This is a genomic window from Amycolatopsis sp. NPDC021455 (assembly GCF_040640995.1).
Classification (GTDB): Bacteria; Actinomycetota; Actinomycetes; order Mycobacteriales; family Pseudonocardiaceae; genus Amycolatopsis.
Map to the genome: position 1 here is coordinate 326,858 of NZ_JBFACT010000003.1, position 20,649 is coordinate 347,506.

At 69.6% G+C, this 20,649-nt stretch carries 20 protein-coding genes and 2 tRNA genes; 14 read left to right on the forward strand and 8 right to left on the reverse strand.

Translation table 11 applies throughout. The features are described 5' to 3' along the window. The first annotated feature begins 11 nt into the window (after positions 1-11). The 4 genes from gyrA (at position 12) to AB0G28_RS06790 (ending at position 3,809) form a co-directional block, all read left to right on the forward strand. The gene (gene gyrA / locus AB0G28_RS06775; RefSeq protein WP_361083766.1) at positions 12-2,549 is read left to right on the forward strand and encodes a DNA gyrase subunit A; all 2,538 of its coding nucleotides are present in this window, start codon (positions 12-14) and stop codon (positions 2,547-2,549) included. A 47-nt stretch (positions 2,550-2,596) separates the two neighbouring features. Continuing rightward, on the forward strand, positions 2,597-3,247 hold the full coding sequence (locus tag AB0G28_RS06780) for a DUF3566 domain-containing protein (protein WP_361083768.1): 651 nt from the start codon (positions 2,597-2,599) through the stop codon (positions 3,245-3,247). Positions 3,248-3,296: 49 nt separating this feature from the next. Further along, positions 3,297-3,370: transfer RNA gene (locus AB0G28_RS06785), tRNA-Ile, on the forward strand. Between the two features lie 283 nt (positions 3,371-3,653). Next, positions 3,654-3,809, forward strand: a complete 156-nt coding sequence (locus AB0G28_RS06790) for a hypothetical protein (protein ID WP_361083771.1) — start codon at positions 3,654-3,656, stop codon at positions 3,807-3,809. Between the two features lie 12 nt (positions 3,810-3,821). Here AB0G28_RS06790 and AB0G28_RS06795 read toward each other — a convergent pair whose 3' ends face one another. After that, positions 3,822-5,411 carry an alpha/beta hydrolase gene (locus AB0G28_RS06795; protein ID WP_361083774.1) on the reverse strand — a complete coding sequence of 530 codons (1,590 nt, stop codon included), beginning with the start codon at positions 5,409-5,411 and terminating at the stop codon, positions 3,822-3,824. Positions 5,412-5,709: 298 nt separating this feature from the next. Between AB0G28_RS06795 and AB0G28_RS06800 the strand changes: the two genes are divergently transcribed. Both AB0G28_RS06800 and AB0G28_RS06805 read left to right on the forward strand, forming a co-directional pair. Next, positions 5,710-5,877, forward strand: coding sequence for a DLW-39 family protein (locus AB0G28_RS06800; RefSeq protein WP_361083776.1), 168 nt, complete (start codon positions 5,710-5,712; stop codon positions 5,875-5,877). Between the two features lie 33 nt (positions 5,878-5,910). Continuing rightward, positions 5,911-5,983: transfer RNA gene (locus AB0G28_RS06805), tRNA-Ala, on the forward strand. Positions 5,984-6,153: 170 nt separating this feature from the next. Here the strand turns inward: AB0G28_RS06805 and AB0G28_RS06810 are convergent. Further along, positions 6,154-6,612 carry a hypothetical protein gene (locus AB0G28_RS06810; RefSeq protein WP_361083779.1) on the reverse strand — a complete coding sequence of 153 codons (459 nt, stop codon included), beginning with the start codon at positions 6,610-6,612 and terminating at the stop codon, positions 6,154-6,156. 706 nt (positions 6,613-7,318) lie between these two features. On the opposite strand from AB0G28_RS06810, the gene AB0G28_RS06815 reads away from it, so the two are divergent. Both AB0G28_RS06815 and AB0G28_RS06820 read left to right on the forward strand, forming a co-directional pair. Continuing rightward, complete coding sequence (locus tag AB0G28_RS06815; RefSeq protein ID WP_361083782.1) at positions 7,319-8,248, forward strand: ATP-binding cassette domain-containing protein; 930 nt, start codon at positions 7,319-7,321, stop codon at positions 8,246-8,248. Then, entirely contained in the window at positions 8,245-8,988 is a 744-nt protein-coding gene (locus AB0G28_RS06820; protein ID WP_361083785.1) for an ABC transporter permease, read from the forward strand. Before AB0G28_RS06815 ends, AB0G28_RS06820 begins: the two co-directional genes overlap by 4 nt. On the opposite strand, the gene AB0G28_RS06825 is transcribed toward AB0G28_RS06820, so the two are convergent. Next, the gene (locus AB0G28_RS06825; protein ID WP_361083788.1) at positions 8,972-12,079 is read right to left on the reverse strand and encodes a BTAD domain-containing putative transcriptional regulator; all 3,108 of its coding nucleotides are present in this window, start codon (positions 12,077-12,079) and stop codon (positions 8,972-8,974) included. The two genes, AB0G28_RS06820 and AB0G28_RS06825, sit on opposite strands and share 17 nt — an antisense overlap. A 101-nt stretch (positions 12,080-12,180) precedes the next feature. On the opposite strand from AB0G28_RS06825, the gene AB0G28_RS06830 reads away from it, so the two are divergent. Both AB0G28_RS06830 and lipB read left to right on the forward strand, forming a co-directional pair. After that, positions 12,181-13,401: a cytochrome P450 gene (locus AB0G28_RS06830; protein WP_361083791.1), complete on the forward strand. Its 1,221-nt coding sequence runs from the start codon at positions 12,181-12,183 to the stop codon at positions 13,399-13,401. 9 nt (positions 13,402-13,410) lie between these two features. After that, positions 13,411-14,046, forward strand: a complete 636-nt coding sequence (lipB, locus tag AB0G28_RS06835; RefSeq protein WP_361083794.1) for a lipoyl(octanoyl) transferase LipB — start codon at positions 13,411-13,413, stop codon at positions 14,044-14,046. Here the strand turns inward: lipB and AB0G28_RS06840 are convergent. Genes AB0G28_RS06840 through AB0G28_RS06850 form a run of 3 tightly spaced genes read right to left on the reverse strand, consistent with a single transcriptional unit; the run spans position 14,030 to position 16,772 of the window. After that, on the reverse strand, positions 14,030-15,421 hold the full coding sequence (locus AB0G28_RS06840) for an alpha/beta fold hydrolase (protein WP_361083797.1): 1,392 nt from the start codon (positions 15,419-15,421) through the stop codon (positions 14,030-14,032). The two genes, lipB and AB0G28_RS06840, sit on opposite strands and share 17 nt — an antisense overlap. Before the next feature lie 54 nt (positions 15,422-15,475). Beyond that, complete coding sequence (locus AB0G28_RS06845) at positions 15,476-16,114, reverse strand: pyridoxal 5'-phosphate synthase (protein WP_361083800.1); 639 nt, start codon at positions 16,112-16,114, stop codon at positions 15,476-15,478. A gap of 1 nt (position 16,115) precedes the next feature. Continuing rightward, positions 16,116-16,772: a hypothetical protein gene (locus AB0G28_RS06850; RefSeq protein WP_361083803.1), complete on the reverse strand. Its 657-nt coding sequence runs from the start codon at positions 16,770-16,772 to the stop codon at positions 16,116-16,118. A gap of 82 nt (positions 16,773-16,854) precedes the next feature. On the opposite strand from AB0G28_RS06850, the gene AB0G28_RS06855 reads away from it, so the two are divergent. Further along, positions 16,855-17,382, forward strand: coding sequence for a DUF2020 domain-containing protein (locus tag AB0G28_RS06855; RefSeq protein ID WP_361083806.1), 528 nt, complete (start codon positions 16,855-16,857; stop codon positions 17,380-17,382). Between the two features lie 146 nt (positions 17,383-17,528). Beyond that, positions 17,529-17,981: a hypothetical protein gene (locus tag AB0G28_RS06860; RefSeq protein WP_361083809.1), complete on the forward strand. Its 453-nt coding sequence runs from the start codon at positions 17,529-17,531 to the stop codon at positions 17,979-17,981. A 63-nt stretch (positions 17,982-18,044) separates the two neighbouring features. Here AB0G28_RS06860 and AB0G28_RS06865 read toward each other — a convergent pair whose 3' ends face one another. After that, the gene (locus tag AB0G28_RS06865; protein ID WP_361083812.1) at positions 18,045-18,581 is read right to left on the reverse strand and encodes a hypothetical protein; all 537 of its coding nucleotides are present in this window, start codon (positions 18,579-18,581) and stop codon (positions 18,045-18,047) included. 90 nt (positions 18,582-18,671) lie between these two features. Here AB0G28_RS06865 and AB0G28_RS06870 point away from each other — a divergent pair, with 90 nt between their 5' ends. Both AB0G28_RS06870 and AB0G28_RS06875 read left to right on the forward strand, forming a co-directional pair. Then, entirely contained in the window at positions 18,672-19,190 is a 519-nt protein-coding gene (locus tag AB0G28_RS06870; protein WP_361083814.1) for a peptidylprolyl isomerase, read from the forward strand. 38 nt (positions 19,191-19,228) lie between these two features. Continuing rightward, positions 19,229-20,182, forward strand: a complete 954-nt coding sequence (locus tag AB0G28_RS06875) for a rhomboid family intramembrane serine protease (protein ID WP_361083817.1) — start codon at positions 19,229-19,231, stop codon at positions 20,180-20,182. Here the strand turns inward: AB0G28_RS06875 and AB0G28_RS06880 are convergent. Beyond that, positions 20,179-20,550 carry a PH domain-containing protein gene (locus AB0G28_RS06880; protein WP_361084157.1) on the reverse strand — a complete coding sequence of 124 codons (372 nt, stop codon included), beginning with the start codon at positions 20,548-20,550 and terminating at the stop codon, positions 20,179-20,181. The genes AB0G28_RS06875 and AB0G28_RS06880 overlap by 4 nt on opposite strands. Between the last annotated feature and the right edge of the window lie 99 nt (positions 20,551-20,649).

Below are 20,649 nucleotides of genomic sequence, written 5' to 3' on the forward strand. Positions count from 1 at the left end.
AGAAGGACCAGATGACGGAAACCCTGCCGCCGGCTCCGGAGAACGACCGGATCGAACCGGTCGACATCCAGCAGGAGATGCAGCGCTCCTACATCGACTACGCGATGAGCGTGATCGTGTCGCGGGCGCTGCCGGACGTGCGCGACGGCCTCAAGCCGGTCGCCCGCCGCATCCTGTACTCGATGTTCGACTCCGGCTTCCGGCCGGACCGCGGGTACAACAAGTGCTCCCGCGTCGTCGGCGACGTCATGGGCAACTACCACCCGCACGGCGACTCGGCGATCTACGACGCGCTGGTGCGGCTCGCCCAGCCGTGGTCGCTGCGCTACCCGCTGATCGACGGCCAGGGCAACTTCGGCTCGTCGGGCAACGACCCCGCGGCCGCCATGCGGTACACGGAGTCCCGGCTCGCGCCGCTGGCCATGCAGATGCTGGCCGACATCGAAGAAGACACCGTCGACTTCTCCGACAACTACGACGGCCGCACGCAGGAGCCCGACGTCCTGCCGTCGCGGTTCCCGAACCTGCTGGTCAACGGCGGTTCCGGGATCGCGGTCGGGATGGCGACCAACATCCCGCCGCACAACCTGCGCGAGGTCTCCGAGGGCGTCGTCTGGGCGTTGGAGAATCCCGACGCGACCGACGACGAGCTGCTGGCCGCGCTGCTGGTCCGGATCAAGGGCCCGGACTTCCCGACCAGCGCGATGATCCTCGGCACGTCCGGCATCGAGGACGCCTACCGCACCGGCCGCGGCTCGATCCGCATGCGCGCGGTCGTCGAGGTCGAAGAGGACGCGAAGGGCCGCACGATCCTGGTCGTGTCCGAGCTGCCGTACCAGGTCAACCCGGACAACCTGGTCGAGAACATCGCGAACCTGGTCCGCGACGGCAAGCTCACCGGCATCGCGGACATCGCCGACGAGTCCAACAGCCGTTCGGGCATGCGGATCGTCGTCACGATCAAGCGGGACGCGGTCGCGAAGGTCGTGCTGAACAACCTGTTCAAGCACACCCAGCTGCAGCAGAACTTCGGCGTCAACATGCTGGCGCTGGTCGACGGCGTGCCGCGCACGCTGCGGCTCGACCAGATCATCCGCCACTACGTGAAGCACCAGGTCGAGGTCATCGTCCGGCGGACCAAGTTCCGCCTGAAGAAGGCCGAGGAGCGGGCCCACATCCTGCGTGGGTACGTCAAGGCGCTCGACATGCTCGACGAGGTCATCGCCCTCATCCGGCGGTCGCCCTCGGCGGACGAGGCCCGGCCGGCCCTGATGGAGCTGCTGGACGTCGACGAGATCCAGGCCACCGCGATCCTCGACATGCAGCTGCGGCGCCTCGCCGCCCTGGAGCGGCAGCGGATCATCGACCAGCTGGCCGAGATCGAGCTCGAGATCGCCGACCTGAAGGACATCCTCGAGAAGCCGGAGCGGCAGCGCGCGCTGATCCGCGACGAGCTGATGGCGATCGTCGAGAAGTACGGCGACGACCGGCGCACGCAGATCGTCGGCTTCGGCGGCGACGTCACCGACGAAGAGCTCATCGCGGTCGAGGACGTCGTCGTCACGATCACCCGCACGGGGTACGCCAAGCGGACGAAAACGGATCTCTACCGGTCCCAGAAGCGCGGCGGCAAGGGCGTGCAGGGCGCGACGCTGAAGCAGGACGACATCGTCCAGCACTTCTTCGTGTGTTCGACGCACGACTGGATCCTGTTCTTCACGAACAAGGGCCGGGTGTACCGGACGAAGGCGTACGAGCTGCCCGAGGCGAACCGCAACGCGCGCGGCCAGCACGTGGCGAACCTGATGGCGTTCCAGCCGGACGAGCAGATCGCCCAGGTCATCGAGATCAAGAACTACGAGGTCGCGCCGTACCTGGTGCTCGCCACCAAGCGCGGCCTGGTGAAGAAGACCAAGCTCACCGACTTCGACTCGAACCGCTCGGGCGGCCTGATCGCCATCAACCTGCGTGAGGGCGACGAGCTGGTCGGCGCGGTGCTCGCCGGCCCGGAGGACGACCTGCTGCTGGTGTCGGCCGAGGGCCAGTCGATCCGCTTCCACGCGACCGACGAGGCACTGCGGCCGATGGGCCGCCCGACGTCCGGCGTGCTCGGAATGCGCTTCAACGACGGCGACGAGCTGCTCGGCATCAGCGTCGTCAAGCCGGACAAGTTCCTGCTGGTCGCGACCGACGGCGGCTACGCCAAGCGCACGGCGATCGAGGACTACCCGGTCCAGGGCCGCGGCGGCAAGGGCGTGCTCACCATTCAGCATGACCGGAAACGTGGCAGGCTGGTGGGTGCGCTCATCGTCGACGCCGAGGACGAGCTGTACGCGATCACCTCGAGCGGCGGCGTGATCCGCACACCGGCGGGCGACGTGCGCAAGGCAGGACGGCAGACGAAGGGGGTCCGGCTGATGAATCTCGGCGAAGGCACCACTCTTCTCGCGGTCGCACGCAACGCGGACGAGCCCTCGGACGTCGCCAATGGTGAAGCTCCGGAAACACCTGAAGCGGGTGAAGAAACGACGGCGCCGTCGGAGCAGTAAGTTCACTACGGACAGCGCCCCACGGCACGGGTAAGGACTGACTCTTCGTGACACCATCCGAGAATCCCGAGGCAGCGGGTTCGAACGGGACCGCGGCCAGCCCGCCCTGGCAGCGGGTCGACAAGGAAGGCGACGCCGAAGCGACGGTCAAGCTGGCCACGGAGCCGTCGTCCGACGAGACACAGCAGGTCGAGCGCCCGGTGGTGACGGGAAGCGCGGCCCCCCGCCTCTTCGGCGGCCCCGAACCATCGGGCGAGCCCTCAGCGGCGGCCGTCCCGTCGGCCTCGACCCAGCGAGCCCGCCCGAGCGCCCTACGGCGCCCAGGACGTGGGCCCCGCCGGGCGTCGCTGCAGGTGAAGCGGTTCGACCCGTGGTCGGTCCTGAAGCTGTCCCTGGTCCTGGGCGTGGCGATGTTCTTCGTCTGGCTGGTGGCGGTAGGCGTGCTGTACACGGTCCTCGACGGCATGGGCGTCTGGGACAAGCTGAACGGAACGTACTCGTCCCTGGTGGGCGGCGAAGGCGCCAACGCATCAGCGGAACCCCTGATCAGCGCGGGCCGCGTGTTCGGCATCGCAGCCATCCTCGGCGCGATCAACATCGTCCTGGTCTCGGCCCTGGCCACGGTCAGCGCGTTCATCTACAACGTGTCGGCAGACCTGGCGGGAGGCCTCGAAGTCACCCTGTCGGAACGAGAGTGACCCGGTTGCAGGGCCCCTTCGGGGGTCCTGTAAAGTTCTCCTCGTTCAAGGGCCTATAGCTCAGGCGGTTAGAGCGCTTCGCTGATAACGAAGAGGTCCCAGGTTCAAGTCCTGGTAGGCCCACCCGGTTGACCCGGTCATGTGCGGTGAAAGCCCGCACATGACCGGGTGTTTTTTGTCTCTGGGGGCCGAGCCCCCAGACCCCCACGGTGCGGTTTGTTCCGACCCAGCGTGGTTGCCTCGCGTCGTTCTACGAAATGCTCGGCTTCGAGATCACCTGTCGGCAGACGCGGCGGCGGGGATGCGGTCCGTGCACGGAAAACTGCTCGTCTCCGGCATTCCGCGAAGGAACCCGAGGCGCGGACCAAGCTCGCCAAAGCCATGGAGAACGCCGTGAGGCAGGCGGATGCGCGCGGCGACGAACGCCAGGGGCTTGAAGATCCTGGAAGGCGCGTTGAAGCGGGCGACCGGCGACGAACCGGGGTTTCCGGCGGTGCAGGAGTACCGCGACGAGCTCATCGAACGGATCTACGGCGAAAGCCCGGTTCACCAAAGTTGGTGAACCGGGCTTTGACTATCCGCCTGACGGCGGGTCGAACGGCCCGCGCTCGGCGGCGCAGACCGTGCCGGCCGGTGGCAGTGTCAGGTCCGTCAAATAGCCGTCCAGCCACTGGTCCACGCACTGGTTCCGGCCGTCGTACGCGACGCCGTGGCCGGCGATGTCCGCGGTGAGGAGGCGGGCGTTGCCGAGCAGGTGGCTGGTCGAGACCGCGTCCTCATACGGAGTCGCCGGGTCGCCGAGGCGGTCGCCCACCAGCAGCAGCGGGTTGGCGGTCGGCCGGTTCCACGGGCCCGTGTACCGGTCCGGGTCGGTCGCCGGCCAGCTTGCGCACGGCAACGAGCGGTAGATCCACGCTGACGCGAAGCCCGGAGCCGCTGCCTCGGCCTGGCGGGCGTAGCGGCCGACCGCCTTCGGGTCGCGGGGGTTGTCGGAGTCCGTGCAGGCCACCGCGTTGAACCAGGTGTTGAACGCGTTCTGTGGCTCGTCGGCGAAGGAGAACCGCGGCTGAACCGACCCGGGGACATGCGCGGAGGTAACCGCCGGGTGCTGGGCGGCCACATACACCGCTTGCAGGAACGGAGTTATGTACGACGCGGCGTCCCAGATGTAAAGCGCGGTCAGCATCCGGTTGACCAGATCCTGGTAGGTGATCCGCTGCGTCTCGCCGTGCGAATCCGTGAGGGTGACCGGGCCCTGGCGCAACCTGGCCAGCAGGTCGTCGTACTTGCGGTGCAGGCTCTGCTCGGTGGCGCCGGGACCGCCGAACTCGCACTGGGTGTGGGTCGCGCATTCCCGCAGCACGGTGTTCAGCGCGGTTTGGGCACCGAGGTACGGACCCATCCGGTAGATGTACGGCTCGCCGGCCCGGCCGGTGGTCCACTCCTGGGGTTGCACCACGCCGTCGAGGACCATCGCCCGCACCCGCTGCGGGAACAGGTTGGCGTACACCTCACCCAGATGCGTCCCGTAGGACGTACCGATGTAGGTCAGCCGCTGGTCGCCGACGGCGCGGCGCAGCAGGTCCAGGTCCCGCGCCACGTTCGCGGTCGACATGTGCCCGAGCAGCGGTCCGGCCTGCTGGGCGCAGCGTGCGGTGACCTCGCCGACCTGGCGGATCGCGGCGGCCTCTTCGGCTTCGGTGACGGGGAAGACCGGGCTCAGTTTCGCGTCGTCGGCCGGGTCGGCGGAGCAGGTGACCGGCGTGGAGTCGTGGGTGCCGCGCGGGTCGAACCCGACGATGTCGAAGCGCGCGGCCATCGCCGATGACAGCCGTGGCGGGAGCCGGCCGCCGCTGCCGGGGCCGCCCGGGTTGGTGAACACCGTGCCGATCTTGTGCTGGGGGTCCTTGGCGGGCCGTTTGGTCAGTGCCAGGGAAATCTGCGGACCGGACGGATCGCGGTAGGACAGCGGGACGCGGGCCGTGGCGCACTCGGAGCCCGGCGGGCCCGTCTCTTCCGGGCACGGCACCCAGGCAAGCACTGGTGTGGCGGCTTGGTCGGAGTCCGGGACGGCCGCGGCGCTCGCTTCCGTGGTCAGTCCCGCCGCGATCACCAAGGTCACGGTGCCCAGCGTGATGCCACGCCGGAAAGCGCTGTGTCTCATTCGGGTGACCGTAGGGAAGCGGAGCGACAGCCCGGAACGGCCGGAGAGCCGGGAAGGAGTGACCGTTCGGCCGATATACAGGTCAGCCCTGCCGGGAAGAGAAGTCCGGCAGGGCTGAGTTCTCGGGTCAGGGACCGCTTAGTAGAACGGGACACGCGCAGCCGGTATTTCGCCCCGCGTGTGACCTGTGTTACCGGCGAACTCTTGGTTCCACGTGGAACCACCGGCGCCCGACGCCGGGCCGGACCGGTGCAGTAACATCACGGAGTAAGGGAAGCAAGCTGAGAAGGGGGCTTCGGTGAAGAAGCTGCTGGCACTCGCGGTCATCGCGGGCGGCGTCCTGTTCGTCGTCAAGCGCAACAAGGCGGCCAAGGCCGAGGCCGACCTCTGGCGCGAGGCGACCGCGCCCGTCCCCTCCAGCAACGGCACGACTCCGGCCAAGTCGGCAGGTGCGTCCCACAACTGAGTCCTCCCGCGGGCACGCACTGTGCCCGCGTCCGGGGCTGTAGCTCAATTGGTAGAGCACCGCCTTTGCAAGGCGGGGGTCAGGGGTTCGATTCCCCTCAGCTCCACACGTCGTGCGACGTGACAAAGCCCAGGCCGGGCGGTTTTCCCGCTGGCCTGGGCTTTGCCGTATCAGGCGGCCGCGTCGTCTGCTGCCACTCCGTTCGACCGAAGGGCGCCGACGTCCGGGACCTGGCGCGGAGTGATGTCGGAGCAACTCGCCTGACGTCGCTCTGGCTCACCTTGCTGGCTCCGAATTACCACTCGTGGCGCTCGGGTCGGCATCGGCGGACGCCACGGTGTCGTTCTCTGTCTCGTCATCGATCTGCGCCGGGAACGAGTCGTCCGTCGGCGCTCCTTTCGAGACCGCTGACCAGTTCCTCGACTCTTCGAGGAACTCGAGGATCTTCTCTCCGGCCTTGAAGCCCGTCCGCTGCACCGTGGGCTTGGCCTTGGTCCAGAGGAAGCGGGTAGTGCCGGGCACCAGGGCAACGAGCAGCCACCACACAAGGTGCTCGCGCAAGGCATCCAGGTTGTCCAGAGTGCTAAGGAACCGCAGGTGCCAAGTCCCGAACAGCGTGAGGGCGATGAGGACCGCGACGATGTTGAAACCGGTGATTGCCGCCTGGACCCGCGTGACCTTTGGGGGGTCGGGGCGGCCACTCCCGGACGTTGCGCCGTTCGTGTGCACTGCCATGGCGGTCCCTTCGGAACTCTTGAACGTCGTGCCAAGTGGAGTAGGGAGCAAGTCGCATCAGGGACGTGGCCGAGGCCAAGAAATTCGAAACCCGTCAGCGCGTAAGGCATTGTTGGCTCAATAGAAAATTATGGGAATATTGTGTGCTCGACGTGAACAATCGCGGTTTGGTCGGGGTCATGCGAAGGCTGGCTGACACGATGCACGCGACCTCGCCTATCGTGTCGAAGCGACTCTCGCCAACGACGGCATGCCGGTCGAAGTGCAGGTTTGCCGTCGCGACAGGCTTCCGGCCGCCTGGCAACATTCATGGCGCGGTGATGACGCAAGGTCTCAACGTCCGGATATAATCTGTCATGTCCCTCCGTTCCGCTGACGTCGCGCCTACGTCATGTACGTACAGCGTCAAGCTCCGTAGAACAATGTTTCGCGAGGTGTGCCCATCAAACATCCGTCACCTGACCGATGCTCGAACTTGGGTGTCCTTAGATGGGTTCTAGAGTTGCTCCTGCAATGCCCCATGTAGCGTAGTGAACGCTTACGGTGACTACCTCTTTCGCGCTAATGGTACGTCTCAGTAGTCAACGAGAAGATCAACTAGCGGAGAGTTCCCGCAAGACGAGGGTCAGCCGGGTTTCGTTTGGGGCAGGTACCGTGTCAGGGCAGGGTCAGGTCTGTGTCAGGGCCGCTGAGCACAGTGGTTCCCATGACAGACCTGGCGATCACGGCCTCCGGCTTGCGGAAGGCCTACCAAGACAAAGTCGTGCTCGACGGCATCGATCTCGATGTTCGTGCGGGCACCATCTTCTCCCTGCTCGGCCCCAACGGGGCCGGCAAGACCACCACCGTGAACGTCCTGACCACGCTGGTCGGCGCCGATGGCGGGACCGTCCGCGTCGCCGGGCATGACGTCGCGACCGAGGCCAAGGCCGTGCGGGCGGCCATCGGTGTCACCGGGCAGTTCGCGGCCGTCGACGAGCTGCTGACCGGGCAGGAGAACCTCCAGCTCATGGTCGACCTGACCGGCGGCAGCAAGAAGACCGTCGCCGAGCTGCTGGAACGCTTCGACCTGACCGAGGCGGCGCGCAAACCCGCGTCGACCTACTCCGGCGGGATGCGGCGGAAGCTCGACCTGGCCATGACCCTCGTCGGCGACCCGCGGATCATCTTCCTCGACGAGCCGACCACCGGCCTCGACCCGCGCAGCCGCCGCACGATGTGGACGATCATCCGTGAGCTCGTCGCCGACGGCGTGACCATCTTCCTCACCACCCAGTACCTCGAGGAAGCCGACCAGCTCGCCGACCGGATCGCCGTCCTCGACCAGGGCCGCCTGGTCGCACAGGGCACCCCCGACGAGCTCAAGCGGCAGATCCCCGGCACCCACGTCCGGCTGCGCTTCACCACCGCCGCCGAGCTCGACGCCGCCGCGCGCGTGCTCACCGACTCCACCCGGGATGACGACGCCATGGTCCTGCGCGTTCCCGGTGACGGCGGCACGAAATCCCTGCGGTCCCTGCTCGACCGGCTCGACGAGTACTCGATCACCGCCGGCGAACTGTCCGTCCACACCCCCGACCTCGACGACGTTTTCCTCGCCCTCACGGGCCACACCACGGAGGTGCTCGCGAAATGAAGTCTCCCTCGATCGTGATGCTGCGGCGCAACTTCAAGCACATCGCCCGGAACCCGACGTCGGTGTTCAACGCGGTCCTCATGCCGATCGTGATCATGCTGATGTTCGTCTACATGCTCGGAGACGCTTTCGACGTCGGTGTCAGCTACGTCGACTACGCGACGCCGGGCCTGATGCTGCTGGCCGTCTGCTACGGCCTCGGCGCCACCGCGACGTCGGTGAACTCCGACATGACCAAGGGCATCATCAACCGCTTCAAGGTCATGGACGTCTCCCGCGGCGCGGTGCTGACCGGGCACGTCGTCGCCAGCGTGCTCACCAACCTCGTCGCCATCGCCGCTCTCGTCGGCGTCGCTTTCCTGCTGGGGTTCAGCCCGTCGGCGAGTTTCCTCGACTGGCTCGGCGTGGCCGGCATCGTCGTCCTGCTCGCCGTCGCGGCCGGCTGGCTGACGATCGCCTTGGGACTGGCCGCGAAATCCGTTGAGACGGCGGGTCTCGCCACCGTGCCGCTGGTCATGTTGCCGTTCTTCAGCAGCGCCATCGCTCCGGCGGACAAGATGGGGCAGGGGCTCCGGCAGTTCGCCGAGTACCAGCCGTTCACGCCCATCATCGAAACCGTGCGCGGGTTGCTGAACGGCACCCCGTCGACCGGCTACGCGATCGCCGCGGTCGCGTGGTGCGCCGGCATCGCCGTCGTCGGTTACCTGTGGGCGTCCGCCACCTTCAAGAAGCGAGCGTGACCGCGATCAGCTCGCGCCAGCTCGCCTGCGCACCTTCCCGCGTCGCCTCGGTGAACCGCGTGTCACCGAGGCGACGTCGCGTGGTCTCCTCGATCCGCGCGGCGTCCGGTTTGGACAGATCCGGCAGGCCGCGCACTTCGGCGCTCGCCGCGAGCAGCCGGGCGGCTTGCTCGTACTCCTCTTGCCGCAGAGCCAAATCCGCGACGCCGACCAAGGCGTCCGCGATCACGGCGGTGTGGCCGGTCTCGGCCGCCGCTTCACACGCGGCCAGGCGGAGTTCACGAGCCTCGCCGAGGTCTTCGGTGAGGTAACCCCGCAGAATCAGGGTGGTCGAGCGGAGGTGCGGCTGCTCCGCCTGGTTCCCCAGCACGGCCTTCATCACCCCGATCTGCCGGCGTGCTTCCTCCGCGTCGCCGTCCCAGCGGGCGAGTTCCGCCTTCGCCAGGGCGAGCACGGCCAACGTGCCCGGCCAGGTGACGCCTTCCGCGCGCCGCTTCGCCTCGGCGATGGCGGCCGCGCTCGAGTCCTTGTCGCCCAGCAGCCGATAGTGCTGCGCCTGGCGCGACCGCATCCGGATCACGTCGTCGACGGCGCCGATCTCGCTCACGGCCGCGATCGCGTGTTCCAGGTGTTCACACGCTCCGGCGAACTCACCGCGGCTGGCGATCAGGTCGGCCAGCTCGGCGAGCGCGAACGAGATCCCGAAGCGCTCGCCGATCGCGCGGAACTCCGCCAACGCCGTCTCGAGGTACTCCTCGGCCTCCCGGCTGCCCTGGCCGGACAGGACCCGCATCTTGCCGAGCTGCAGCCGGGCCAGTGCGCGGACCCAGGGATCCTCGTCTTCCAGCGCCGGTTCGAACGCCGACAACGCCGCTTCCGGTTCCCGCAAAAGGCGTTCCATCGCGACGACCAGCCCCAGCGCCGGGTGCCCGCCCTCGACGTTCCGGCTGAAGCGGTACGCCTGGTGGATCCATTCCGCGGACTGCTGTTCATCGCCCGGCCCGGAGTCCACGAACATCGAGATGAGGGCGTACACCGTCGCGCGGAGCCCGTCGCCGACCTCGCCGGGCGCGCGGGTGGCCGCGGTGAGCAGTTCCATGCCTTCGGACTTGTGCCCGCCCAGCCACCAGTACCAGCCGGCCCCCGCCGCGAGCCGCATCGCCGCCTGCGCGTCGCCCGCTGCGAGCGCCCCGCGCATCGCCGCGGCGAGGTTGTCGTGCTCGGCTTCGAGCGTGGCCAGCCATTCCACCTGTTCGGCGCGACGAAGGTGTGGCTCGGCGGTTTCGGCCAGCTCGGTGAAGTACGTGAGGTGCGCCCGGCGCGTCGAATCCGCTTCGCCCGCTTCGGCGAGCCGTTGCTCCGCGTACTCCTTGATCGTCCCGAGCATGCGGTAGCGCGGCGCCTCCTCGCCGTCGGCGACGACCAGCGACTTCTCGGTCAACGCCGTGAGCACGTCTTCGACCGCGTCGCCGCCGCAGACGTGTTCGGCCGCTTCCAGGCTCGCGCCACCGGAGAACACCGACAGCCGGCGCAGCACCGCTCGTTCGTCGTCGGCGAGCAGTTCCCAGCTCCAGTCGATCACCGCGCGCAGCGTCCGGTGCCGCGGCAGCGCGGTCCGGCTTCCGCCGGTCAGCAGGCGGAACCGGTCGTCGAGCCGGTTGGCGAGCTGCTCGAGGGACATCGTCCGCAGCCGGGCCGCGGCCAGCTCGATGGCCAGGGGCATGCCGTCCAGCGCGCGGCAGATGCGCGCCAGGGTCGACGACGTCTGGACGTCGTTCGCGAGGTCCTTGCGCACGGCGCCGGCCCGGTCGCGCAGCAGCCGGACGGCCGGCGCGGCCTCGATCTCGGCGAAGTCGGCGTTCTCCCCGGGCAGGACCAGCGGCGCGACCGGCCACAGCGCCTCGCCGGTGATGCCGAGGGGCTCCCGGCTCGTCGCGAGGACCCGCAGCCGCCGGCATTCGCCGAGGACGCGGTGGGCGAACTCCGCCGCGGCCTCGATCACGTGCTCGCAGTTGTCCAGGACCAGAAGCGTTTCCCGCTCGCGGAGCGCGGCGACGACCCGGTCCGCCGGCTCCGCGTCCGGTCCGTCGCCGAGCAGGACGTCCCGCAGGCCGAGGGCGGAGAGCGTCGCCTGCGCGGGGTCACCTTCGGCGCCGATGGCCGCGAGTTCCACAACCCAGGCGCCGTCCGGCAGCTCGCCGAGCACGGTGCGCGCGGTTTCCGTGGCCAGCCGGGTCTTTCCCGAACCGCCCGGCCCGATCAGGGTGGTGAGCCGGTGCCCGGCGACGAGCTCGCGGACCGCGGCGACGTCGTTGTCCTTGCCGACGAAGCTGGTCAGCTCGGCCCGCAGGTTGGTCTTCCGGGTCTCCTCACGCCGTCCCAGCTCGCCACGCAGCAGCGCGACGTGCAGCCCGGACAGCTCGGGCGACGGGTCGACGCCCAGGGTGTCGGCCAGCGTTTCCCTGGTGCGTTCGTACGCGAGCAGCGCCTCGGTGTCGCGCCCGCTCGCGACGAGGGCCCGCATCAACGCGCCGACCAGCCGCTCCCGCAGCGGATTCGCGGCCACCAGGTCGGTCAGTTCGGTGACCAGCTCCGCGCCGCGGCCGAGCCGGACCTCCTCGTCGAACCGGTCCTCCAGCGCGGCCAGACGCAGGCCCTCGAGCCGGGTGACCGCCGCGCCGAACGCCGGGCTCTCCGGCAGCTCGACGTCCTGCATGGCCGCGCCGCGCCACAGGGCCAGCGCTTCCCGCAGCTGACGTGGGTCCTGACGGGCCTCGCCGACGAGGCGTTCGAACCGCACGGCGTCGACGGCGTCGGGCGCCACCAGCAGCCGGTAGCCGTTCGGCGTGCTGTCGACCGATCCTTCGGGCAACGCCTTCCTCAGCCGGGAAACCAAGCGCTGCAGGGCGTTCGCCGCTTCGGCGGGCGGACGCTCGCCCCAGATCCAGTCGACGAGCGTCGCTTTCGGGACCACCTGACCCGGTTCGAGCGCGAGGGCGACCAGCAGCGCCCGCAACCGGGCGCCCGGCACGTCGGCGAGCACGCCGTCGTCCAGCCGCACTTCGAAGGGCCCCAGGATCCCGATCCGCACGCGGCCGATCTTGCCACGACCGGTGGTGTCCGAGGCGTGTCAGCGCCATGTCAGCCCCGCCGGTGATCGTGATCGGCACAGCCACCACGAAAGGAAACCCGATGAGCCAGGTCGACATCCCGCACGGACTCCCCATGGAACGCGACGCGGGCCCCTTCGACCCGCCGCGCGAGATCACCCGGCTGCGCGAGGCTCGCCCGGTCAGCCCGCTGGTCTTTCCCGACGGTCACGAGGGCTGGCTCGTCACCGGCTACGAAGAGGTCCGGCAGCTGATGGCCGACACGCGGTTCAGCTCCCGGCTGGACCTCGACGTCATCCACGTGCCGTACGAGACGGGGATGCCCGCCGCCACCGAGCCGTCGCCGCCGATCCCGGGCATGTTCGTCGCGATGGACCCGCCGGACCACAGCCGGCTGCGCAAGCGGCTCACCGGCGCTTTCACCGTCAAGCGCATGAAGCAGCTCGAAGAGCACATCGCCGACGTAGTCGAGCGGCAGCTGGACCACCTGGCACGGCTGGCCCCGCCGGTCGACCTGGTCAAGGAGTTCGCGCTCCCGGTGCCCTCGCTGGTGATCTGCGAACTGCTCGGCGTGCCCTACGCGGACCGCGAGAAGTTCCAGGCCGACTCCGCCCAGTTCATGGTCCGGGAGCAGCCGCTCGAGGAGAAGATGGGCGCGTACATCGCGCTCAACACCTACCTCGCCGAACTGGTCACGAGCAAGCGCGCCGAGCCGGGCGAGGACATCCTGTCCGACCTCGCCCGCCACGACGACCTGAGCATCGAGGAACTGACCGGCGCCGCGTTCCTGCTGCTGCTCGCCGGGCACGAGACCACCGCCAACATGCTGGCGCTGGGCACGTTCGCGCTGCTGGAACACCCCGGGCAGTGCGCCGAACTGCGCGCCGATCCGGAACTGCTGCCCGGGGCCGTGGAAGAACTGCTGCGCTACCTGTCCGTGGCCGACATCTTCTTCCGGTACGCCACCGAGGACCTCGAGCTCGGCGGGGAAACGATCGCCAAGGGCTCGACCGTCGTCGTCTCGCTGCTGGCGGCCAACCACGACCCGCGACGCTTCGCCGACCCGGACACGCTCGACATCCGCCGCAACGCCCGCGGCCTGCTGTCCTTCGGCCACGGCATCCACCAGTGCCTCGGGCAGCAGCTGGCCCGCATCGAAATGCGCGCCGGCTTCGGCGGCCTGCTGCGCCGCTTCCCGACCCTGGCGCTGGCCGTCCCGGCCGGCGAGGTGAAGCTGCGGACCGACATGAACATCTACGGCGTCCACGCCTTGCCGGTCACGTGGACGGAAGCGCCGGCGTAGCCTCGAACCGTGGGATGGCCGATCAAGCGGGTCGACCTCGGTGAGGTCGGCTACCACCAAGCTCTCGCCGACATGGACACGTGGGTGGAAGAACGTCAGCAGGGCTTGGCCGAGGACCGGCTCTTCCTGCTGAGCCACCCGCCGATCGTCACCTACGGCCCGCGTACCAAGCCCGAAGACCTGCCCGCCGGCCTGCCGGCGGTCCAGGTCGACCGCGGTGGGTTCGCCACCTACCACGGGCCCGGGCAGCTGGTCGGTTATCTCGTCGTCGACGTCAAGGCGCGCGGTCCCGTCGACATCGTGCGGTGGCTGGAAAACGGCCTGGTGGACGCCCTCGACAAGCTCGGCTTTCCCGCCGTCCGGAGGGAGACGCCGAAGGGGGCGTCCAGCCTGGCCGGCGTCTGGACGCCGGACCACCGGAAGGTCGCTTCGATCGGCATGCGGATCCGCCGGGGTGTCACCAGCCACGGCTTCGCGCTCAACGTGGACCCGGACATGGCGGCCTTCCAGCGCTTCGTCGCGTGCGGTCTCGCCGACGTCACCATGGTGTCCCTCGCCGAGCTCGCCGCCGAACAACGGCGAGAGACACCCTCCGATGCCGAAGTGCGGGACGCGGTCTTCGCTTCCCTCACCGCAGGAAGCTGATCACCGCGTCCCGCCCCGCGTGGCCGCGTTCGCGGTTCTGGATCGAGTGCGACGCGCCCGGCACGATCACGAGCTTGCCGCGCGGGGCCTGTGCCGCTTCCTCCCGCGCCCATTCCAACGGCGTCGAAAGGTCGCGGTCGCCGTTGAGCAGCAGCACCGGGACGTCCGGCAGCGGGCCGGCCGGGTTCGAGGCGGGACGTTCCGCCGGCCACGGCAGGCAGCTCTGGATGAACCCCTGCCGCGTCGCGACCTCCGTCGTGTACGGCCAGGTAGCGCTCGCTGGCAGCGTGTGCGCGGTCAGCGACAGCAGGGGTTGCCGGAACGCGATCGGGGTGGCCGCCGAGCCCCACGGGAAGCGCTGGTCCGCGCACAGCGTCGCCGCGTGGAGGCCGGAGCTGAACGACGCCGGGTCGTCGCCGCCGGACTTGTACGCCTCCAGCAGCTCGTCCAGCTGCGCCGGGGCTCTGCCGCGGGCTTCGTGGAGGGCGCCGATGATGTCGCCCGCCGCCGGGGCGCGGTAGGTCGGGTCGACGAACTCGTACGTGACGATCGTGTCGAAGATCCGCACCCCGTCGGCCGCGCTGCGGTGGCGGACCACCCACGCCAGGTCCTCGGCCGGGTCGTAGCCGCAGGCCGGGGCCACCGTGCAGGCCGCGCGCAGCACGCGTGCTTCCGCCGTCAACCCCGTCAGGTACAGCGACGCCGACGCCGTCGCGTGGTGTGGCAGCACCGAGTCGAGGACGACCTTGCTGACGTTGTGCGGGTGCGCGATCGCGTACCGCGCCGCCGTGAAGGAGCCGTACGAGACGCCGTCGACCACCATCTTCGGCACGCCCAGCGCCTGCCGGAGCCGGTCGAAGTCCGCGACGGTCTGGTCGGTCGAGTACAGCGGTGCCGTGTCGCCGAGGATGCGCGCGCATTCCTTCACCGCATCGGGTGACGGCGTCGCGATGTCCGAACTGCCCATCTGCGCCTGCAGGCCAGGACACTTCAGCGCGCCCGACGGCCCGGTGCCGCGCTGGTCGAGCATGACGAACCGGTAGTCCTTCGCGACTTCCGGCAGCCGTTGCGTGGCGATCCGCGTGATCGCGCCGACGCCGCCCTGCCCGGGACCGCCGGTGAGGAACAGCAGCACGCCCTTGGGCGCGGTCACGTTGTCCGCGGTCGCCACGGGCAGGTCGAGCGTGCCCGGCACCCGGCCGGTGTGGTCGAGCGGCACGGTCAGGATCGAGCAGGTGAACCCCGGTTGTCCCGGGCACGGATGCGGGTCCGTCAGCTTCGGTCGTCCCCCAGGACGCGCGTCGGCCGCGGCCACACCCCCGAGTGCGGCGGTCAGCGCCAGGACCAGCCCGGCGGTCAGGATCTTCGAGCGCATGGGTGCATCATGCGCACAGCGGCGCGGAACCCGCATACCCCCGAACGGGGCCGGTCACGGCCAGAGGCGCTCGCGAACCCACCCGCCGCCGGACTTCCGGTACCGCAGCCGCACGTGCCGCCGGTCGTGGCTCGCCTGCCAGAACTCGACGTCGTCCGGGTCCACGAGGTAGCGCGTCCACGTTTCCGGGGCCACGTCCGGGTTCTCTTCGACCCAGCGCCGGGCTTCCGCGGCCGCCGCGTCGAGGTCCGCGGGATCGTGCAGCACCTGGGACTGGTGCCCGATGAACGCCTCGACGCGGGACGCCGGCGGCCGGGCCAGGAAGTCCGCCGCGGACACCTCGGGCGCGGCGGGGGAGACCGGGCCGCGCAGCCGGACCTGGCGGCCGCGGCCGGGCCAGAAGAACGTCAACGCGGCGCGCGGATCCTTGCGCAGCTGCAGGCCCTTGGGGCTTTCGGAACTGGTCGCGACCGCCCAGCCACCGGGCCCGACGTCCTTGAGGATCACCACGCGCGCGTCGGGCGCGCCATCGGCGTCCACTGTGGACAGTGTGACGGCGTGCGGGGCCAGCACGTGCTCCCCGGCTTCGGTCAGCCACTCCAGGAAGAGCGCTTGCGGGTCCGGCGGCGCCGTTTCCGGCGTGAACACGGGAAGTTCTTCGGGGAACGACGGCCAGCCACGCAACTCCACCATGTCAGTAACCGTACGGGCCCTGCTGCGGCGGATGTCCCGGCGGTGGGTAGACCGGCGGCTGGGGACCGGCCGGGCCGACGTACGGCGGAGGCGGCACCTGCGGCGCCGGCGGCGGCATCGGGTGCTGAGCCTGCTGCTGTTGCTGGGCCTGCTGCCACTGCACCTGCTGATAGACCTCGGCGGGCTGCGGGAAGCAGTACGTCATCTTGGCGTTGACCGAGCCCTGGACCGCGGCACCCCAGAACTTGCCGCCGACGAACGCGTACAGCTGCCCGGCCGAGAGGTCCACCGCGACCATCCGCGTCTCGCCGCCGAACTGGTTGCCCGACTTCGCCGACGCGGCCTGCGCGGCGTCCGGGTACACGCGGCCACCGACCAGTCCGGCGATGACGACGGACGCCGCCGTCCAGCCCATGGTGCCGACCAGGTTCGCGCGGGCGTGCTGGGTGGCGCGGCCGGTGAAGTCGTACAGCGCGGCCGCGCTGACCTCGGGAACGGCGGCCGCGACCACGCAGTAGTTCATCGTCGAAAGCAGCACCGACTCGGTGAACAGCCCGACGACCGCCGTCGCGGGGCCGATCTGGACGGTGTTCAGCCGGCCGCCGGCCCGCTGGATGCGCTCGGCCATCGCGCCGAGGTACTGCTCCGGGGTGAGCACGGGGCCATCGTCGCACGTCGGGTGGTCACGGCGACGTCAGCCAGCAGTTTTCACACACGCTTCATGGTTGACTGTGCGCGCTATGCGACGACTCGTACTTCTCGCGCCCGCCGTGGTCCTGCTGGCCGGCTGCAGCGCCACCATCGTGTCCGGCACCGCGGCTCCCAGCCCGCCGTCCGCGTCCGCCGCCGCGGGCGCCGAGCTGCCCCCGGACCCGCAGCCGGGCGCGACCGAGGACTGCCCGTACCTCGGCAGCGAGGTCGTGGCCGAGGCGAACGGCCAGCACGTCTCGAAGGTGCGCGTGTCCGCCGACCAGCCGCACCCGGCGTGCTTCTTCTACCGCCCGGACGGGAAGATCCAGCTCACCGTGCGGGTGTACGTCGGGGACGCGAAAACGGCGACGGCGCTGGTCAACAAGGCGGCGCCGATCGACTCGTCCAACCCGGCGTCCGACCCTTCCGGCTGGAAGGGCGGCTACCTGTCCTCCGACGACGGCGCCGTTTACGCCGTCGCGAAAGGGGCATCAGCCGTCGTGGTGACGACCAACCAGAAGCAAAGCGTCAAGGCACGCACAGTGGCGAAGAAGGCTATCGCTGCCCTGAAGCTCTAGGTAGCGGGCTCCACACGGGTGAGTGATGTTGATCTTGTATTACGCTGTGCGTCACGCGCAGGCTTCGTGGACTCGCGCACCGCAGCCACCGGGGACCCCCACCCCGGGGCGGGGCACCAACTCTGCAAGGACAAAGGACAAGATTCGTGGCTGACACCCTCAAGGAAATCCTGCTCGACTCCAGCCGTCGCCCGGCGGTCGTGACCGACTTCGAGACCCTCGTCGACGCCGAGGTCTCGGACAAGGGCGGCGTTTCGGGTGCCGTTGTCAAGACCGGCTTCGCCGCGGTCAAGAAGATCAAGCCGGGCATCATCCCCGCGGCCGTCGACACGCTGCTGCCGGACTTCGCCTCCGCGCTCGAGCCGTTCTACGGCGACTACCGCGCCCAGGGCGGCAACGACTTCGGCGCCTACCTGTCCAGCCGCTCGGACGAGGCTTCCGACGCGCTGCTGAGCGTCACCGACTCGCGCGCGGAGAAGAGCAGCCGCGACAGCATCAAGAAGGTCTACTCGAAGCTGCGCCCGAACGGCAAGAAGAACGTCGAGGAGGCGCTGCCGCGTCTCGGCCAGCTGATCGACAAGCACGCCGCCGCTGTCTGAGCGGACCCCACGCACGACTGAAGAGGCCCCCGGTGCACCCCCGGGGGCCTCTTCGCGTCGTGTTCAGTTCTTCTTTTCGGCGGGCGTCGCGGACGGCGCCTTGCCGTTCGCCTGCGGGGCCGGCTTCGCCGCTTCGGCGGGCTTCGGCGCAGGCGGGGTGGCCTTCGGCGGCGCGGGCGCGACCGGCGGCTCCTGCTTCGAGCGGAGGGCGTAGGCGGCCCCCGCGCCGACCACGACCAGGCCGAGCAGCCACGGCCACTTGCGACGGCTGCGGGTGCCCTTGGCGGCCGACTTGGCCTCGGACAGCGCGGCGTAGAAGTCCTTCTTCGCCGCCTTGAAGTCCTTCTTGCCGCGGCGCTTCGACTCGCCGGCCGCCTTCGCGGCCTTGATGGCGGCCTTCTTCGCCTTGCGACCCGGCTTGCGCAGCTCGGACAGGCGCGCGAGCGCCTCCTGGCGAGCGGCCTTCGAGCTCTTCTTGAGCTCCTTGCGGGTCAGTTCCGTCTTCTTCGCGAGCTTCTTCTGCGCGCGCCGCCCCTGCTTGACACCCTCGGTGACGAGTTTGTCGGCGGTCTCGACGGCCTGGGCTGTCGCCCGGGACATGGGCTTCACCTCATCATTCGTTTTGACACTGCTCTGTTACCCGTAACCTATCGTGCCCCTTTTTCCTGCCGCCCGCCCGCAGATGGCACGATGAGGTACGTGAAAGCTACGCTGCACACCAACCAGGGTGACATCCACCTCAACCTGCTCCCCGACCACGCGCCCAAGACGGTCGCGAACTTCGTCGGGCTGGCGGAAGGCACCAAGGAGTACACCCAGCCGAACGCGGCGGGCACGAACTCCGGCCCCTTCTACGACGGTTCGATCTTCCACCGGGTCATCGACGGCTTCATGATCCAGGGCGGCGACCCGACCGGCACCGGCCGCGGCGGCCCCGGCTACAAGTTCGGCGACGAGTTCCACCCGGAGCTGCAGTTCAGCAAGCCGTACCTGCTGGCCATGGCGAACGCCGGGCCGGGCACCAACGGCTCGCAGTTCTTCATCACGGTCGCGCCGACCACCCACCTGAACTTCCGGCACACGATCTTCGGCGAGGTGGCCGACCAGGAGTCGCGCAACGTCGTCGACACGATCGCGCGCACCTCGACCGGCCCGGCGGACCGTCCGCTCGCCGACGTCGTGATCGAGAAGATCACCATCGAGCACTGACGGCTTGCCGACGTGGGTTTCGGTAGGTTGGTGACATCGTGAACCAACCGCCGAACCCCGCCGCCGAACAAGCCGCGCTCCCCGGGTGCTGGTGGCACCCGAACCGCCCGACCGGGCTGAGCTGTTCCCGGTGCGGGCGTCCGGCGTGCCCGGACTGCCTCCGCGAGGCCCCCGTCGGCTTCCAGTGCACCGACTGCGTGCACGCCGGCGGCCAGCAGCAGCGCCGTCAGCACCGGGGCTACCAGGACGCCGGCTTCGGCGTGCGCACGATCGCCGGGGCCCGGCCGTCGCCGTCCGTGCTGGCCACGCAGGTCATCCTCGCCGTCAACGTCCTCGTCTTCCTCGTGACCGTCGTCCAGGCCCGCAGCCTGAACGACAACCAGACCTCCGGCGTCTTCCAGATCGGCGTGCTGTGGGGTCAGGCGACGCTCGGCGCCGGCGAGTGGTGGCGGCTGTTCACCTCGGGCTTCCTGCACTATGGGCCCATCCACATCGCGGTCAACATGTTCTCGCTGTGGATGATGGGCCGCGCGCTCGAACCGGTCTTCGGCAAGGTCCGGTACCTCACGCTCTACTTCGTCTCGATGCTCGGCGCGTCGACGGCCGTGCTGCTCTTCGACAGCCTCGACGGCGGCACCGCCGGCGCGTCCGGCGCGCTGTTCGGCCTGATGGGCGCGTACGGCGTCATCGTGCTGAAGCTGCGGCTGAACCCGACCGGGCTGATCATCACGCTCGCGCTGAACGCGTTCATCACCTTCGGCGTCGCGAACATCTCGATCCTCGGCCACGTCGGCGGCCTGGTCACCGGTGCACTGGTCACCGTGGCGATGCTCTACGCCCCGCAGGCCCGCCAGCCCGCCTACCAGGCGGCCGGGGTCGCCATCCTGGTCGTCGCGATGATCGGGCTCCTGGTCTACAAGGACGCCCAGGTCGCGGCGCAGACGTGCCAGTTCGTCCAGTACCGCGGCCAGGAGCTCTACAGCTGCGGCTAGCTGCGCAGCGTGCTGAGCACGTCCAAGACCTCGCGGGGGTCCTCGCCGAGGTCGAGCCACCCGAAGACGTACAGCTCGTCGTCGTGCTCGACCTCGAGCGTGACGCCGTCGCGGCCCAGGCGGCGGGTCGTGCGCAGCCGGGTGCGGGTCTGGGCCCACGGCAGCCGGTGCGTGCCGCTCAGCGTCCGGGCGACCAGACCCTCGGTGCCGGCCGCCAGCCGGGGCCGCACGAGCGTCGAATGGGCGGCGAACGCGCCGACGGCCAGCGTCGCGAGGGCGAACAGCACCAGGCCGCCGTGGTCGCCGGTCACCGCGTCGGTCACCACGCCGGCCAGCAGCAGCGCGGTGACCGCCCAAGCCGATACCACAAGGGCCGGACGCGGTGCCCACGAGGTGGGGTAGTTATCCACAGGGGTTATCCACACTGGGGATGAGTCACACCGGTGTAATTCGGCGTCAAGCCGCCA

Excerpts from the sequence above, each read along its gene's own strand:
- gyrA (WP_361083766.1), top strand. The coding sequence starts at position 12 with ATGACGGAAACCCTGCCGCCGGCTCCGGAGAACGACCGGATCGAACCG.
- AB0G28_RS06790 (WP_361083771.1), top strand. The coding sequence starts at position 3,654 with ATGCGCGCGGCGACGAACGCCAGGGGCTTGAAGATCCTGGAAGGCGCG.
- AB0G28_RS06795 (WP_361083774.1), bottom strand. The coding sequence starts at position 5,411 with ATGAGACACAGCGCTTTCCGGCGTGGCATCACGCTGGGCACCGTGACC.
- AB0G28_RS06810 (WP_361083779.1), bottom strand. The coding sequence starts at position 6,612 with ATGGCAGTGCACACGAACGGCGCAACGTCCGGGAGTGGCCGCCCCGAC.
- AB0G28_RS06815 (WP_361083782.1), top strand. The coding sequence starts at position 7,319 with ATGACAGACCTGGCGATCACGGCCTCCGGCTTGCGGAAGGCCTACCAA.
- AB0G28_RS06820 (WP_361083785.1), top strand. The coding sequence starts at position 8,245 with ATGAAGTCTCCCTCGATCGTGATGCTGCGGCGCAACTTCAAGCACATC.
- AB0G28_RS06830 (WP_361083791.1), top strand. The coding sequence starts at position 12,181 with ATGAGCCAGGTCGACATCCCGCACGGACTCCCCATGGAACGCGACGCG.
- AB0G28_RS06840 (WP_361083797.1), bottom strand. The coding sequence starts at position 15,421 with ATGCGCTCGAAGATCCTGACCGCCGGGCTGGTCCTGGCGCTGACCGCC.
- AB0G28_RS06845 (WP_361083800.1), bottom strand. The coding sequence starts at position 16,114 with ATGGTGGAGTTGCGTGGCTGGCCGTCGTTCCCCGAAGAACTTCCCGTG.
- AB0G28_RS06855 (WP_361083806.1), top strand. The coding sequence starts at position 16,855 with ATGCGACGACTCGTACTTCTCGCGCCCGCCGTGGTCCTGCTGGCCGGC.
- AB0G28_RS06865 (WP_361083812.1), bottom strand. The coding sequence starts at position 18,581 with ATGTCCCGGGCGACAGCCCAGGCCGTCGAGACCGCCGACAAACTCGTC.
- AB0G28_RS06870 (WP_361083814.1), top strand. The coding sequence starts at position 18,672 with ATGAGGTACGTGAAAGCTACGCTGCACACCAACCAGGGTGACATCCAC.